This is a genomic window from Pseudonocardia ailaonensis (assembly GCF_039531635.1).
Taxonomy (GTDB): domain Bacteria; phylum Actinomycetota; class Actinomycetes; order Mycobacteriales; family Pseudonocardiaceae; genus Pseudonocardia; species Pseudonocardia ailaonensis.
In genome coordinates this window covers 378,125-392,643 of sequence record NZ_BAAAQK010000025.1, presented here as the reverse complement: position 1 = coordinate 392,643, position 14,519 = coordinate 378,125, and the positions used below count along the sequence as shown (strand labels likewise).

General features: G+C 72.6%; 16 protein-coding genes. 14 read left to right on the top strand and 2 right to left on the bottom strand.

From position 1 onward, the window contains the following. Window positions 1-60: 60 nt before the first annotated feature. The 12 genes from ABD324_RS31105 (at window position 61) to ABD324_RS31050 (ending at window position 12,217) form a co-directional block, all read left to right on the top strand. Window positions 61-516, top strand: coding sequence for a hypothetical protein (locus ABD324_RS31105; protein ID WP_344425283.1), 456 nt, complete (start codon window positions 61-63; stop codon window positions 514-516). 31 nt (window positions 517-547) lie between these two features. Further along, window positions 548-1,429, top strand: coding sequence for an Fpg/Nei family DNA glycosylase (locus tag ABD324_RS31100; protein ID WP_344425280.1), 882 nt, complete (start codon window positions 548-550; stop codon window positions 1,427-1,429). 4 nt (window positions 1,430-1,433) lie between these two features. After that, window positions 1,434-2,639 carry a sensor histidine kinase gene (locus ABD324_RS31095; protein WP_344425277.1) on the top strand — a complete coding sequence of 402 codons (1,206 nt, stop codon included), beginning with the start codon at window positions 1,434-1,436 and terminating at the stop codon, window positions 2,637-2,639. A 139-nt stretch (window positions 2,640-2,778) separates the two neighbouring features. After that, a complete protein-coding gene (locus ABD324_RS31090; RefSeq protein ID WP_344425275.1) occupies window positions 2,779-3,678 on the top strand; it encodes a S49 family peptidase in 900 nt (299 codons plus the stop codon). A 191-nt stretch (window positions 3,679-3,869) separates the two neighbouring features. Continuing rightward, a complete protein-coding gene (locus ABD324_RS31085) occupies window positions 3,870-4,754 on the top strand; it encodes a LytR/AlgR family response regulator transcription factor (protein WP_344425272.1) in 885 nt (294 codons plus the stop codon). Window positions 4,755-4,772: 18 nt separating this feature from the next. Then, the gene (locus tag ABD324_RS31080) at window positions 4,773-6,137 is read left to right on the top strand and encodes a hypothetical protein (protein WP_344425270.1); all 1,365 of its coding nucleotides are present in this window, start codon (window positions 4,773-4,775) and stop codon (window positions 6,135-6,137) included. A gap of 6 nt (window positions 6,138-6,143) precedes the next feature. Next, a complete protein-coding gene (locus ABD324_RS31075) occupies window positions 6,144-7,880 on the top strand; it encodes a sodium/solute symporter (protein WP_344425268.1) in 1,737 nt (578 codons plus the stop codon). Window positions 7,881-7,988: 108 nt separating this feature from the next. Continuing rightward, on the top strand, window positions 7,989-8,318 hold the full coding sequence (locus ABD324_RS31070; protein ID WP_344425265.1) for a DUF485 domain-containing protein: 330 nt from the start codon (window positions 7,989-7,991) through the stop codon (window positions 8,316-8,318). Beyond that, on the top strand, window positions 8,318-9,925 hold the full coding sequence (locus ABD324_RS31065; protein WP_344425263.1) for a solute symporter family protein: 1,608 nt from the start codon (window positions 8,318-8,320) through the stop codon (window positions 9,923-9,925). The genes ABD324_RS31070 and ABD324_RS31065 overlap by 1 nt, the downstream gene beginning before the upstream one ends. A gap of 80 nt (window positions 9,926-10,005) precedes the next feature. Next, window positions 10,006-10,332, top strand: a complete 327-nt coding sequence (locus tag ABD324_RS31060; RefSeq protein ID WP_344425260.1) for a rhodanese-like domain-containing protein — start codon at window positions 10,006-10,008, stop codon at window positions 10,330-10,332. Window positions 10,333-10,369: 37 nt separating this feature from the next. Further along, a complete protein-coding gene (locus ABD324_RS31055; RefSeq protein WP_344425257.1) occupies window positions 10,370-11,239 on the top strand; it encodes a DUF4328 domain-containing protein in 870 nt (289 codons plus the stop codon). A 45-nt stretch (window positions 11,240-11,284) separates the two neighbouring features. Continuing rightward, window positions 11,285-12,217, top strand: a complete 933-nt coding sequence (locus ABD324_RS31050) for a DUF5926 family protein (protein WP_344425254.1) — start codon at window positions 11,285-11,287, stop codon at window positions 12,215-12,217. Window positions 12,218-12,326: 109 nt separating this feature from the next. Here ABD324_RS31050 and ABD324_RS31045 read toward each other — a convergent pair whose 3' ends face one another. Beyond that, on the bottom strand, window positions 12,327-12,857 hold the full coding sequence (locus ABD324_RS31045) for a ferritin (RefSeq protein ID WP_344425251.1): 531 nt from the start codon (window positions 12,855-12,857) through the stop codon (window positions 12,327-12,329). Between the two features lie 21 nt (window positions 12,858-12,878). Continuing rightward, window positions 12,879-13,637, bottom strand: a complete 759-nt coding sequence (locus ABD324_RS31040; RefSeq protein WP_344425521.1) for a CPBP family intramembrane glutamic endopeptidase — start codon at window positions 13,635-13,637, stop codon at window positions 12,879-12,881. Between the two features lie 116 nt (window positions 13,638-13,753). Between ABD324_RS31040 and ABD324_RS31035 the strand changes: the two genes are divergently transcribed. Together ABD324_RS31035 and ABD324_RS31030 are read left to right on the top strand one after the other, a co-directional pair. After that, window positions 13,754-14,161, top strand: coding sequence for a hypothetical protein (locus ABD324_RS31035; RefSeq protein WP_344425247.1), 408 nt, complete (start codon window positions 13,754-13,756; stop codon window positions 14,159-14,161). A 10-nt stretch (window positions 14,162-14,171) separates the two neighbouring features. Beyond that, window positions 14,172-14,498 (top strand): DUF3817 domain-containing protein, encoded by a 327-nt coding sequence (locus tag ABD324_RS31030; protein ID WP_344425244.1) that lies wholly within the window; start codon window positions 14,172-14,174, stop codon window positions 14,496-14,498. Window positions 14,499-14,519 lie beyond the last annotated feature (21 nt).

Here is a 14,519-nt window from a genome sequence, read left to right as displayed (position 1 = left end):
ACCCGATCGGGGCCCGCGGATGTGGGAGAGTGGAGCCCGGTTCGAACCAGGGCGGAGCACATGGCGCGGAAGACGGTCGTCTCGAACGACGGGCGGACGTGGGAGGTCAGTCGGCGCATCGACTGGTCGCCCCCGGCGATGGGCGACGAGTTCGAGCACGACGTCGACGGTGGCCGCGGCGCGGTTGTCATGGTCATCTGCGCGCTGGTGGTGTTCGGCGTCGCGGTGATCGCCTGGCCGCTGCTCTCGCAGTCCCAGGTGCACGTGCCGATCTGGTACTGGCTGGCCTTCGCGGTGATCCTGGGCTTCTTCCCGGTCCGCTGGTACCTGCGCCGGCCCTGGAAGATCGTCGCCGAGACCGAGGGCCACTACGGGCAGGACGCCGGCCGCGAGCACTGGGTCGGCAAGGTCCGCGGGGTCAGCCGGGCCCAGGAGGAGATGCGCGTGGTCATCCTCTCGCTGCGCCAGCGCGGCACCCCCGGTCACGCCGACAGCCCGCTGCAGCCGGTCAACTGAGGGGCGGTCGACTCGAGATGTCGGTGAGCTGATGCCCGAGCTGCCCGAGGTCGAGGCCCTGGCCCAGCACCTGCGCGACCACGCCGTGTACCGGCCGGTCGCGCGGGTGGACGTGGCGAGCATGAGCGTGCTCAAGACCTTCGATCCGCCGGTGTCCGCGCTGGTCGGCCGGGTGATCACGGGCGCGAGCCGGCACGGCAAGTTCCTCTCGGTCGACTTCGAGGACCGGCCGGACTCCCCGGCGCTGCACCTGATCACGCACCTGTCCCGGGCGGGCTGGATGCGCTGGCACGAGCAGGCGTCGAGCGCCCCGCCCAAGCCGACCGGGCGGGGACCGCTGGCGCTGCGCGTGCACCTCGACGCCGTGGGCGGGCCGGGGTTCGACTTCACCGAGGCCGGCACCCAGAAGCGGCTGGCCGTGTACCTGGTGCGGGATGCCCAGGAGGTGCCGGGCATCGCGAGGCTGGGTCCGGACGCGCTGGAGGTCGACCGGGCGCGCTTCGGGGAGCTCCTCGAGGGGCACACCGAGCGGATCAAGAACCTGATCACCGACCAGCGCTGGATCGCGGGCATCGGCAACGCGTACTCGGACGAGATCCTGCACGCCGCCCGGATCTCCCCGTACGCCGTGTCCGGCCGGCTCGACGAGCAGAAGGTCGACGCGCTGTACGAGGCGATGCGCACCGTGGTGGAGGACGCCGTCGCGCGGTCGGTCGGCCAGGGCGCCGCATCGCTGAAGGGCGAGAAGCGTTCCGGGCTGCGGGTGCACGCGCGCACCGGCCTGCCCTGCCCCGTCTGCGGGGACACCGTGCGCGAGGTGTCCTTCGCCGACCGGTCCTTCCAGTACTGCCCCACCTGTCAGACCGGCGGGAAGCCCCTCGCCGACCGCCGCCTCTCGCGTCTGGTGAGGTAGCAGCGTGCCCGCCGTGCTCTCGTCCCCCCTCGTGCTGGCCCTCGTCGCGGTCGTCGTCGCGCTCGTCGTGGTGGTCCTGCTGCTCATGCTGCGCAGGGCCCGGCGCAACACGTTCGCGAGCCCGCTCGAGCGGGCCACGTTCGCCACGCTGCACACCGTCGCGCTCGCGGCGCCCGCGCTGCGGGAGGGGCTGCACCCCAACTCGGCGGCCTATGCGCTGCCGTACCTGCGCACCCTGCTGGACACCTGTGCGCTCACCATGACCGACGCCCGGGGTGAGGTCCTGGCCTGGGACGGCGAGGCGGACCAGCACAAGCCGGACGTGATGACCCTCGCGGACACGGTGATCTCCACCGGTCGTCAGCAGGTGCAGAGCCACAGCGGGATCGCCTGCCAGTACCCGAGCTGCGACGTGCGCGGGATCGTCGCGGTGCCGCTGGAGAGCGAGGGCCAGATCATCGGCACGCTCGCCGCGCTCACCACCGCCACCGCCGGGCCGGTGCTGCTGCGGGCCACCGCGGAGGTCGCGCGGTACGTGTCCTCCCAGCTCGAACTGGCGGAGCTGGACGAGTCCCGCGCGCGGCTGAACCGGGCCGAGGTCCGCGCGCTGCGGGCGCAGATCTCGCCGCACTTCGTCTACAACGCGCTCACCACCATCGCGTCCTTCATCCGCACCGACCCGGTGCGCGCCCGCGACCTGCTCATCGAGTTCGCGGACTTCACCCGGTACTCCTTCCGCACCGCCGGCGAGTACACGACGCTGAGCGACGAGCTCACCAACATCGAGCGCTACATCGCGCTGGAGAAGGCGCGCTTCGGCAACCGGCTCAACATCAAGCTCCAGATCGCGCCCGAGGTGCTCAACGTGGTGCTGCCCTTCCTGGCGTTGCAGCCGCTGGTGGAGAACGCGGTGCGGCACGGCCTCTCGGGCAAGCCCAACGGCGGCACCATCACGATCACCGCGGAGAACGCGGGCGCCGAGTGCGTGATCATCGTGGAGGACGACGGCGTGGGCATGGACCCGGCCCGGCTCACCGAGGACCTCGACGACGCGCACCTCTCCGGCGCGCACGTCGGCCTCGGCAACGTCGACGACCGGATGCGCTCCGCCTTCGGCGACGACTTCGGCCTGGTGGTCGACACGGCCGTGGGCGCGGGCATGAAGATCACCCTGCGCGTCCCGAAGTTCCGCGCCGGCATTCGTGTCTGACCGAGCCGCATTATGGAGCCACACCTGTCGTTTCGGGGCCTCCGAACGGCAGCTATGGCTCCATAACGCGATGTCGTAGGCCGCTCCGGCACGTTGTGGATCCATAACGCGCTCAGGGGGGAGTCGGTAGCGTGGGGAGATGACTTCCGCGCTCCGTCTGCCCGACCGGTTGAGCTCGCGACTGCCCGGGAGGTTGGGGGACAAGGGCGACCAGGCCGTCGTGCCGATGGTGCGGCTGAGCGGCGTGATCGCCCCGCAGCAGGGGCCGGTGCCCCGCGCGATGATCAACGCGGCGTCCACGGACAAGGTGCTCGAGCGGGCGTTCGAGACGGAGAAGGCCGTCGCGGTCGCGCTGCTGATCAACTCCCCGGGCGGCTCGCCCACGCAGTCCGCGCTGGTCGCGGACCGGATCCGCGGGCTCGCCGACGAGCACGAGCTCCCGGTGCTGGCGTTCTGCGAGGACGTCGCGGCGTCGGGCGGGTACTGGCTGGCCTGCGCCGCGGACGAGATCTACGCCCACGCCACCTCGATCGTGGGCTCCATCGGGGTGATCAGCCAGGGCTTCGGCCTCGAGGGGCTGATCCAGCGCTGGGGCATCGAGCGCCGGCTGCACACCGCCGGGGCGTCGAAGTCGCGACTGGATCCCTTCCTCCCGGAGAAGGAGGAGGACATCGTCTGGCTGCGCGGGCTGCAGGACGAGCTGCACGGCCTGTTCCGCGACTGGGTGACCGAGCGGCGCGGCGACAAGCTCGCCGAGGACACCGAACTGTTCACCGGTGAGGTGTGGACCGGGACACGTGCGGTCGGGCTGGGGCTCGTCGACGGGCTCGGCACGCCGCGTGGCGTGCTCACGGAGCGCTTCCCCGGGGCCCGGCTCACCCCGGTCGAGGGACGCAAGCCGCTGCTCGCCCGGCTGGGTCTCGGGCAGCCCGCGGCGGGCCTGTTCACCGGGTCGGGGGGCGGCGCTGCGGCGGATGTCGCCCTCGGACTCGCCCAGGCGGCCGACATCAGAGCGAGCTGGGCACGCTACGGTCTGTAGTGTCGCCGGCGGTGGGCGAACCCACGCGAAGCCCGGACATCACCCGTTCGATGTGTAGCCGATCGGTCGCAGATTGATGAGATGCCCTGGCATCCGGCCCCGATGACCGTCACCATGGTCGTCAGTGCCGGGTTTCGCCACCGACGAGGGGCGGGTCCGGCGGCGCACCGGGCACGCAGGATGAGGAGATCGTGGACAGCACCGACAGCTCCGGAGGTCTGGTCGTCCTCGCAGTGGACGACGAACAGCCGGCTCTCGAAGAACTCGCGTTCCTGCTCGACGGGGACCCCCGGGTCGGCGTCGTGCTCAAGGCCTCGGACGCCACCGAAGCCCTCCGCATCCTGAACAACCGGGTGGCCCAGGCCCCCCGAGAGCACGCGATCCCCGGCAGCGGCGGGCGCCCGCCGGGTGGCCCGCCCCCCGGGACGACGAGGATCGCCGAGCGCACGGACGTCGACGTCGTGTTCCTGGACATCCGCATGCCGGGTCTCGACGGGCTGGAGCTGGCCCGCGTCTTCGGCTCGATGATGCAGCCGCCGGAGGTCGTGTTCGTCACCGCGCACGACGACCGGGCGGTCGACGCCTACGAGGTCGGCGCCAAGGACTACCTGCTCAAGCCGCTGCGCGAGGAGCGCCTGGCCGCCGCGCTGGACCGGATCATCGCGAACCGCTCCACCGCCGCCCCGGCCGAGGCCGCGCCGCAGGAGAGCAACGAGGACGAGGTCATCCCCGTCGAGCTCGCGGGCACCACGAAGCTCGTGCCGCGCTCCGCGGTGCGCTACGTCGAGGCCCAGGGCGACTACGCCCGCCTGCACACCACCGAGGGCAGCCACCTCGTCCGGATCCCGCTGTCGGTCCTGGAGGACCGCTGGCGAGACGCCGGGTTCGTGCGCATCCACCGCTCCTTCCTGGTGGCGCTGCCGCTGGTCACGGAGCTGCGGCTGTCCGGGTCCGGGTACGTCGTGCGGGTCGGCTCCGGGCCGGACACCGCCGAGCTGCCCGTCTCCCGCCGACACACCCGTGAGCTGAAGGACCGGCTGGTCCGCGCCACGAAGCAGGCGTGGAGCCAGAGGTGAGCAGCAGGTGAGTAGCCAGTGACCACGGACATCGACGGCTACCCGCCGTCGGTGGAACCCGGCCCGCACGATCGCGGGGGCGGGGACGGGGAGGGCGGCTCCGGTGTGCCGGGGCGGGTCCCCGTGATCGGCGCGCCCGAGGGACCCGAGGACTCCGGCGCCCTGTGGTTGCAGCGCGAGATGCGCAAGCGGATGGAGGAGAACGCCCGCTCCGGACGCGGCCGGCACGCGCGCGACGAGGGCGACACGGACCAGCTCGGCGTGGCCCAGCTGCTCCGCGACTCCGGCGGCGACTACCTCGACCCGGCCGCCTACCCGGACTACGACGACGAGTCGGGCCCGCAGTCCGGCGACGCCGCCGGTTTCGAGCGGGTTCTCGGCCCGGCGAGCGTGCCGATCCGCCAGGTGTCGCGCGAGGGCAGGCCGCCCGAGGGGCTCGGCCGCCCGCCGGCGCGGCTCACGCACTTCCCGGACGGCGGTGCCCCGCAGCCGCGGACCTACCCGGGCGAGCGGTCGTGGACCCGTCCGACCGACGGGGCGGCGGACTTCGAGAGCGGCAGCTGGGCGGAGCCGCGCTCGGCGTACGACTCGAGTCCCGGCGGGCCGCGCGCCGACATCCAGCAGTCCCATCCCGGCCTCGCCCGGCAGGAGAGCCTCGACGCCGGGTACGACTCCCTGCCCGGCGTGGCCCGGCCCGAGGCGCATCCCTCGCACCCCGGCCTGGCCCGGACCGAGGCGCTGGTGCACCAGCAGCCCGTCCAGCAGCAGCCCGTCCGGCAGTCGGTGACCCTGCACCCGTCGTACCCCGGTCTGCCCCGCCCCGAGGGCCTCGCCTCGCCCCCGGTCCCGGCCGACGGTTCGCGCGCGAGCTCGCTCCCCGTGCAGCACTCGTCCCCCGGGGTGGTCCGGGAGCAGCCCACCGACCTGGACCCGGACCGCACGGACGTCGGGCTGATCGATCCCGTCCCGGCGCACACCGGACGGTCTGGGGCCGAGCTCCTCGAGCTCGAGGATCCCGACGACGGCTCCCCGCGCCGCGTCCGCGTGGTCCTCTCGGAGCGCAAGGGGGTCGCCAAGACCGTCCGCACCGTGGTCGACGTGCAGGAGAACACCGCCGTCGGGGCCCTGCTCCTGAAGAACCTGATCCGTGGCCAGCTCGGCATGGCGCTCCGCGTCGGCACCGTCGCCGTGGTGGTGCTCGTGGCCCTGCCGATCCTGTTCGCCGTCGTCCCGGGGCTCGGCCGGTTCGAGGTGTTCGGGCTGCGGCTGCCCTGGGTGCTGCTCGGCGTCCTCGTCTACCCGTTCCTGCTGGTCCTGGGCTGGTGGCACACCCGTGGCGCCGAGAAGGTCGAGCAGAACTTCGCCGAACACGTGCAGGACTAGAACCGCGTGAGCACTCCCTCCATCATCGCGCTCGCCGCGATCGGCCTCGTCGGGCTCGCGTCCGTCATCATCGGGTCGCTCGGCGTGCGCGTCGCGCGCAGCACGTCGGACTTCCTCGTCGCGTCCCGGACGGTCGGCGCGGTGCCGAACGCCGCGGCGATCTCCGGCGAGTACCTCTCCGCCGCGGCCTTCCTCGGCATCGCCGGGCTCGTGCTGCGCGAGGGCGCCACCGCGCTCTGGTACCCGATCGCCTTCTGCGCGGGCTACCTCGCCCTGTTGTTGCTGGTCGCGGCCCCGCTGCGGCGCTCGGGCGCGTACACGATCCCGGACTTCGCGGAGGCCCGGCTGCACTCGCCGCGGCTGCGCCGGATCTGCACCGCGCTCGTCCTGCTGATCGGCTGGCTCTACCTGCTCCCGCAGCTGCAGGGCGCCGGACTGTCGCTGACCACGCTCACGTCGCTGCCGTCCTGGGTCGGGATCGCCGGCGCCGGGGTGCTGGTCGTGCTGTCCGTGGTCGCCGGTGGCATGCGGTCGATCACCTTCGTGCAGGCCTTCCAGTACTGGCTCAAGCTCACCGCCCTGACGATCCCCGCGCTCGTCGCGCTCGTGCTGTTCGCGAGCCACGGCCGCGACCTCGACCGCCCCACCGCGCCGGAGTTCACCGCGGCCACGACGGTATCGGTGGAGACGCCGGCGAAGCTCGAGGTCGCCGCCCCCACCCCGCTGACGGCGCGGGGCACGGTCGACGGGGTGGCCGTCGACGGGCCGCTGACCTGGCAGCCGGGCGTCCACGTGGTCGACCGGGGGACCGAGCTGTCGTTCGCGGCCGGCACCGGCATCCCGGTCCCCGCCGGTTCCCCGACGACGGACCGCGAGTGGCTCGAACCGCGCTCCGACTCGGCCAGCCTGCTGGAGATCTACTCCATCCTGATCGCCGGCATCGCCGGCACGATGGGCCTGCCGCACGTCCTCGTCCGCTTCTACACGATCCCGGACGGCCGGGCCGCGCGCCGCACCACCGTCGTCGTCCTGGCGATGATCGGCGGCGTGTTCGTGCTGGTCACGCTGCTGGGCCTGCTCTCGCGCGCCTTCACCCCGCAGCTGCTGGTCGACGGCAACTCCGACGGCGCGGTCCTGCTCGTGCCCACCGCCGCGCTCGGCCAGGGCTGGGCGGGCTGGCTGCTGGGCGGGCTGGTGTCCGCGGGCGCCGCGGCGGCCTTCCTGTCGACGTCGTCGGGCCTGGTCGTGAGCCTCGCCGGCGTGCTGTTCACGGACGTGCTGCGGGGCCGGCTGCGGGACTTCCGGCTCGCCGCCGTGCTCTCGGCGATCGTGCCCATCGCGCTCGCGCTGGGCGTCACCAGGCTGGATCTCGGCCTGACCGTGCCGCTGGTGTTCGCGGTGTCCGCGGCGACCTTCTGCCCGCTGCTGGTGCTCGGCGTGTGGTGGCGCGGCCTGACGCCGGCGGGTGCGACCTGGGGGATCCTCGTCGGTGGCGTGCTCTCCGCCATCGGCGTGGGGTTCGCGCTGGCCGGCGCGGTGCCCGACGGCGCCTTCGGCGTGCTGCTGCTGCGCCCGGCCGCGGTCGCGGTGCCGCTGGCGTTCCTCACGATGGTCGTGGTGAGCAAGCTGACCCGGAAGTCCGTTCCGCTGGACGCGGACCGGACGCTGCTGCAGCTGCACGCCCCGGAGCGGCTCGGCCTGTCCCGCGACCGCGTGGAACGCGAGTCGGAGACGTCCGCCTGACGCTCGTTCCGCCACGGAACCGTCTCCCCGGGCCGTCCGCGTCGTTCGCCCTGTAACGGGCGCCGGCGCCGGAGGGGGTGCCGGCCCGCACCGAGAGGAACAGGGCCTATGAGCACCACCGGCGAACGCGCCGGCGGGACGGTGTACGAGCAGGTGCAGGCGAGCGCGGAGTTCGCCGACCTGCGCCGCCGGCTCCGCCGCTTCGTCTTCCCGATGAGCGCGATCTTCCTCGTCTGGTACCTCGGGTACGTCCTGCTCGCCTCCTACGCGCCGGTGTTCATGGGCACGAAGGTCGCCGGGAACGTGACCGTCGGCCTGGTGATCGGGCTGCTGCAGTTCGTCTCCACGTTCGTGATCACGACGATGTACGTGCGCTTCGCGGACCGGACGCTGGACCCGGCCGCCGAGCGCATCCGCACGGCGGTGGAGGGCCGGTGATGACGATCGCGCAGGGGCAGAGCGCGGTGGGCAACGTCGGCCTCAACATCGGCATCTTCGCGCTGTTCGTGCTGGTCACGCTGGTCGTGGTGTTCCGCGCCAGCCGCAGCAACCGCACGGCGTCGGACTACTACGCGGCCGGGCGCTCGTTCTCCGGCTCGCAGAACGGCACCGCGATCTCCGGCGACTACCTGTCCGCCGCGAGCTTCCTGGGCATCGCCGGCGCGATCGCCGTGAACGGCTACGACGGGTTCCTCTACTCGATCGGCTTCCTCGTCGCCTGGCTGGTGGCGCTGCTGCTGGTCGCGGAGCTGCTGCGCAACACCGGCAAGTTCACGATGGGCGACGTCCTGAGCTTCCGCATGAAGCAGCGCCCGGTCCGGGCCGCGGCGGCCACGTCGACGCTGGTGGTGTCGTTCTTCTACCTGATCGCGCAGATGGCGGGCGCGGGCGGGCTGATCGCGCTGCTGCTGCAGATCCCGAACTCGAACAGGCTCGGGCAGGCGATCGTGATCGCCGTCGTCGGGCTCGTCATGGTGTCGTACGTGCTGGTGGGCGGCATGAAGGGCACCACCTACGTCCAGATCATCAAGGCGGCGCTGCTGGTGGTGGGCGCGTTCGTGATGACGTTCTGGGTGCTCGGCAAGTACGGCCTGAACTTCTCGTCGCTGCTCGGCGCGGCCGTCCAGGCGTCGCCCAAGGGCGAGGCCATCCTCGCGCCCGGGCTGCAGTACAAGAGCAAGGTCGACTTCATCTCGCTCGGCCTCGCCCTGGTGCTGGGCACCGCCGGCCTGCCGCACATCCTGATGCGCTTCTACACGGTGCCCTCGGCCAAGGAGGCCCGGAAGTCCGTCGTGTGGGCGATCTGGCTGATCGGCATCTTCTACCTGTTCACGCTGGTCCTGGGCTACGGCGCGGCCGCGCTCGTCGGCCCGGACGTGATCGCGAAGGCGCCCGGCGGGCAGAACTCCGCGGCGCCGCTGCTGGCGTTCGAGCTCGGCGGCGAGCTGCTGCTGGGGCTGATCTCGGCCATCGCGTTCGCCACGATCCTGGCGGTCGTCGCCGGCCTGACGATCACGGCGTCCGCCTCCTTCGCGCACGACGTCTACGCGAACGTCATCAAGAAGGGGCAGAGCAGCCCGGCCGCGGAGGTGAAGGTCGCGCGCCGCACGGCCGTCGCCATCGGGGTGGTCGCGATCGGCGGCGGGATCCTGGCCAACGGGCAGAACGTCGCGTTCCTCGTGGCCCTGGCCTTCGCCGTGGCGGCGAGCGCCAACCTGCCGACGATCCTCTACTCGCTGTTCTGGAAGCGGTTCAACACGATGGGCGCGCTCTGGAGCATCTACGGCGGCCTCGCGGTGTGCCTGGTGCTGATCGTGTTCTCGCCGGCCGTGTCCGGCAGCGAGACCGCGATGATCAAGACCGCGGACTTCGCCTGGTTCCCGCTGTCGAACCCGGGCATCGTCTCGATCCCGGTGTCCTTCCTGCTCGGCGTCATCGGGACGTTCGTCGGCCGCGGAGAGCGCTTCAACGCGGAGAAGTACGCCGAGATGGAGGTCCGCTCCCTCACCGGCGCGGGCGCCGAGAAGGCGACCGTCGAGGTCTGAGGCCCCGTGAGTGGCGATAGTCGCTCTAGCGACTATCGCCACTCACAGGGTGGTCACGGCGGCGGTGGCAGGATGGCGGCATGAACGCCGTTCCGTCGGTGCCCGTCGCGGACCTGCCCGCCGATGCCGCCATGCTCGACGTCCGCGAGGCCGACGAGTGGGCCGCGGGCCGTGCCCCCGGCTCGCGGCACCTGCCGATGTCCCAGCTCGCCCAGCGGATCACCGAGGTCCCGGACGACGACCCGCTCTACGTCGTCTGTCGCTCCGGTGGCCGCTCCGCCCGCGTCGTCGCGTACCTCTCGCAGCAGGGCTACCCCGCCGTGAACGTCGACGGTGGCATGCAGGCCTGGGCGGGTACCGGTCGCGAGATCGTGGCCGACCCGGACCGGACGCCCGAGATCCTCTGACATGACGGGACCGGCGGCGTGCTCGCGGTGCGGCAGGGTGCCGCCCCCCGGGGCCGGCCCGTTCTGCCCCAACTGCGGCCGCTACCTCGCGGCGTTGGCCTGGGTGGCCGAGCCGCCGCCCGGCAAGGCCCTGCCGCTGCCGGTGCGCCCGCGCTTCCGCTACACCGGCCCGCCCCGCTACCGCGCGATCCCGCGCTGGGGCTTCCCGGCGCTGCCCTGGCGCGGTGAGGCGGCGCCCGTCGTGGAGTCGCCCGTCGCGCGCGCCGGGGCGCTCCTGCACACGCTGACCTGGCTGTTGCCGGTCACCGCCGGGGTCGCCGTCGTCGGGTTCGCGGCCGAGACCCTGCGGTACGTCCTGCTGCTGCTCAGCCGGGACGAGGCGCTGCCGGCCTGGCTGGTCGCGTTCTCCGACGGCGCGGTCGCCTTCGGCGGCTGGGCCTCGCTCGCCGGGGCCCTGGGCTGCGGCCTGCTGGTGATCTTCTGGTCGCTGCGCGCGCGGGAGGCCGCCGCGCTGCGGTCCGGCACCACGCCGTCGAGATCCGTGCTCGGCGTCGTCGCGGGCTGGCTGGTGCCGGGGCTCAACCTGTCGGTGCCCGGGTCGGTGCTCGCGGAGATCGAGCACCTCGCGCTGGACCGCCCGCCCGCCGAGCGCCCGCGGCCGTCGCGGCCGATCCTCGTGTGGTGGGCGGCGTGGGGCGTGAGCGTGGTGCTCGGGGTGGTCGTGGCGCTGTGGTCGCTGCGCTCGGGCACCCAGGCGCTGGCCGACGGGGTGGTGCTGCACGCGCTGCTCGACCTGGTCGCCGCCGTCACCGCGCTGCTCACCCTGCGGGTCACGCGAGAGCTCACCGCGCTGCTCGAACCGCCCCGCGCCACGCGGCGTGAGCTGCTGGTCTCCGTCGCGCCCTGAGCTGATGCCGGCTTCCGGCCGGGAAGCGCTACCGTGACAGGCCTCATGGCCGAGAAGAATCGCGAGAAGAGTGCCGGCGGTGCCGCCGGCGAGAACCCCCGCCGCCCCTGCCCGTGCGGCTCCGGCAAGCGGTACAAGGCCTGCCACGGCGCCGGGGACGACGTGATCGTCACCCGCCCGTTCGAGGGCCTGGCCGCGGAGCCGGACCTCGTCGCGATGCGCGAGTTCCTGCCGTCCGCGCTCGCCCCGCTGCCGCTGGCGAAGGCGGGGGAGCGCCCGGTCCGGATCGCCACCGTGCTGCCCGGTGCCTCCGCGGCGCTGGTCCGGCCCGACGGCGAGATCCTGCTCGGCATGCAGGTGCAGACGCGGTCGGGCGACCTGTCCGCGGACGTCGCCAAGGCGCTGCGCTGGGCGCAGGAGGCCGAGCCGGGCACCGCGCTGCCGGTCGTCGGGCCCGGGCTGACCGGCGACGTCGTCCGGCTCCAGGACGTGCTGGACGCCGACGCCGAGCTGGACCTGGTGATCCACCCGGACTTCGCCTGGTGGATCCCGGACGACGAGCCGGCACCGGAGATCACGGCCACCGTCGAGCGGGCCAACCAGGTGATCATGCCGACCGAGGCGATCGGCGGGGACGGCGTCCGCGCCGCGTACTGGGTGGACACCGGCAGCAAGGCGCACCTGCGCTGGGTCCGCCCCGAGCCCGAGGACGCGTTGATGGCCGCCCTGGCCCGGCTGTCCGCGGCCGGCGAGCTGGAGCTCGGCGAGGGCAGCCGCTACGCCGGCGCCTTCCGCGCCCACGGCCTGCTCGTGCCGGTGTGGGACCTGGACCGGGAGATGCACGCCAAGGAGTGGGGCAACCCGGCCGCCGCCTTCTCGACGAAGCTCGACCAGGCCCTCGCCGTCACGAGCGACCTGACGGCCGCCGAGCACAGCGCGAGGGACGCCCTGGCGGGCAAGCAGGTCACCCTGCGCTAGCCCGCACCATGGAACCATAACGTCCGAAATCGCCCCTCCAGAACGCGTTATGGAACCATAATGCGCAAATCTGGGGCGGAAAATCGCGTTATGGTTCCATGACGCGATCTCAGACGCGGCCGCCGGCGACCGGGGGAGCCGACGGGTCGGTGCCGGTCTTGCTCAGCTCGCGGGACACGAAGTCCTCGATGTGGAAGAGGTTGTCGCCGGCCCGGCGGACGACGGTGAGCAGCGTCGACATCGAGGACACCTCCTCGACCTGCTCCTTGAGGAACCACTGCATGAACTGCTCGCCGAGGTAGTCGCCCTCGTCCCGGGCGGTACGGGCGAGGGCGGTGATCTGCTCGGTCACCGCCTTCTCCTGCTTCAGCGCGAGCTGGACGACGTCCTCGACCGAGGAGAAGTCGTTCACCACGGCGTCCGTCCCGGGGATCTGCACGCGACTGTCCGAGTCGAGCAGGTACTGCACCATGCTCATCGCGTGGTTGCGCTCCTCGAGCGCCTGCGCGTAGAAGTGCGCGGCGAGCTGGGGGAGGTCCTCGTCGTCCAGCCACACCGCGACGGCCGTGTACTGCTGCGAGGCCGTGAACTCGCTGCGGATCTGGTCGCGGAGCAGAGCCAGGAACTTCGAATCGGACATGGCCTCAGGGTAAGGCAGCACTCACTTGATCAGCCCCGCCGGGAGCAGGGCGTATCCCACGAACGCGACGACGTCGATCAGCGCGTGCGCGCCCACCAGCGGCCACAACCGCCCGGTCTTCTGCCACACCCGCCCGAAGATCAACCCCATGATCAGGTTCCCGACGAACCCGCCGAGCCCCTGGTAGAGGTGGTACGCCCCACGCAGCACGGCGGCGGCGAGCACGGAGCGGTCCGCGGACCAGCCGAGCTGGCGCAGCCGGGTGAGCAGGTACCCGATCATCACGATCTCCTCGGCCCAGGCGTTCGCCGTGGCCGACAGGATCAGGACGGGGGTGCGCCACCAGACGTCACCCAGGGTCGTGGGGGCGACCTCGAGGCTGACGCCGATGGCCCGGGCCACCAGGTACAGGCCCAGTCCGGGGATCCCGATGAGGGCGGCGAGCCCGCAGGCACCCAGCGCGTCCCTGCCCGGACGGGTGCGGTCGAGCCCGATCCGGACGAGCGGGATCCCTGCCCGCAGCAGCAGGTACGCGCCGAGCGCACCCCAGCCGAACAGCTGCAGCACCCGCACGAGCTGCACGGCGAGGTCGACGTAGTCCGCCTGCGCCGCCGGGGCGTTGAGCGCCACCTGCTGGTCCCGGATCGGGATGGGCGCGAGCAGTGAGTCCAGCAGCGACAGCGCGCTGCGCAGCGCCGACAACCCGAGGGTGACGGTGAGCACCACGGCGATCTCGAGGCCCACCAGCCGGCGGGCGGCCGGCTCCGTGATCTCCGGCAGGCCCGACGGCGGAGCGCTCAGCAGGCTGCGGATCCGAGTAGCTCTCGCGTCCGGACGGCTCGTTCCGCCAGCTCCTCCCACACGACGAACCTACCGGCCCGCGTACCCTCGTCCGTGTGTGGCGCGTGGTCTTCTCCCCCCGGTGGCTCGCCTGGCACCTGCTGGCGATCCTCGCCGTGGCCGGGTGCGTGATCGCCGCGATCTGGCAGTGGAGCCGCGCGGGCTCGGCCATGGGCTCGGCGCTGAACGTCGGCTACGGCATCCAGTGGCCGCTGTTCGCGGTGTTCTTCGGCTACATGTGGTGGCGCTTCCTGCGCCAGGACCTGGAGGTCGCCCGGGAGCACGCGCCGGAGTCCGGACCAGGGCCCGAACCCGAGCCGGAGCTCGTGCCGCTGGTGGACTCGCCCTTCACGCGCAGCCCGGTGGCCCGGGTCGCCCCGGCCACCGAGAAGGAGGCCCCGGCGCTGAGCGAGTACAACCGGATGCTGGCCGCCCTCGCCGAGCGCGACTCCGACACGCTGTAGAATTTCCCCCGTGAGCAGCCCCGCGAAGTCCGCCGGCCCCCGCCCCGTCGGGTTCCGGCTGCCGCTCTACCGCACCTTCGCCTGGATCACGGGCGTCGGGCTCGTGCTGCTGGTGTTCTACGCGGTGCCCATGAAGTACCTCGGGGACGATCCACGGCCCACGGCGATCATCGGCATGCTCCACGGCTTCCTGTACATGGCGTACATCGTGGTCACCCTCGTGCTCGCCGAGCGCGCCCGGTTCACCCCGGTGTTCGCGCTGCTCGTGCTGCTGGCGGGCACGATCCCGATCGCGTCCTTCGTCGCCGAGCGCAAGGTCACCCGGCGCGTCCAGTAGCAGGAGGCGGCCGCCCTGAAG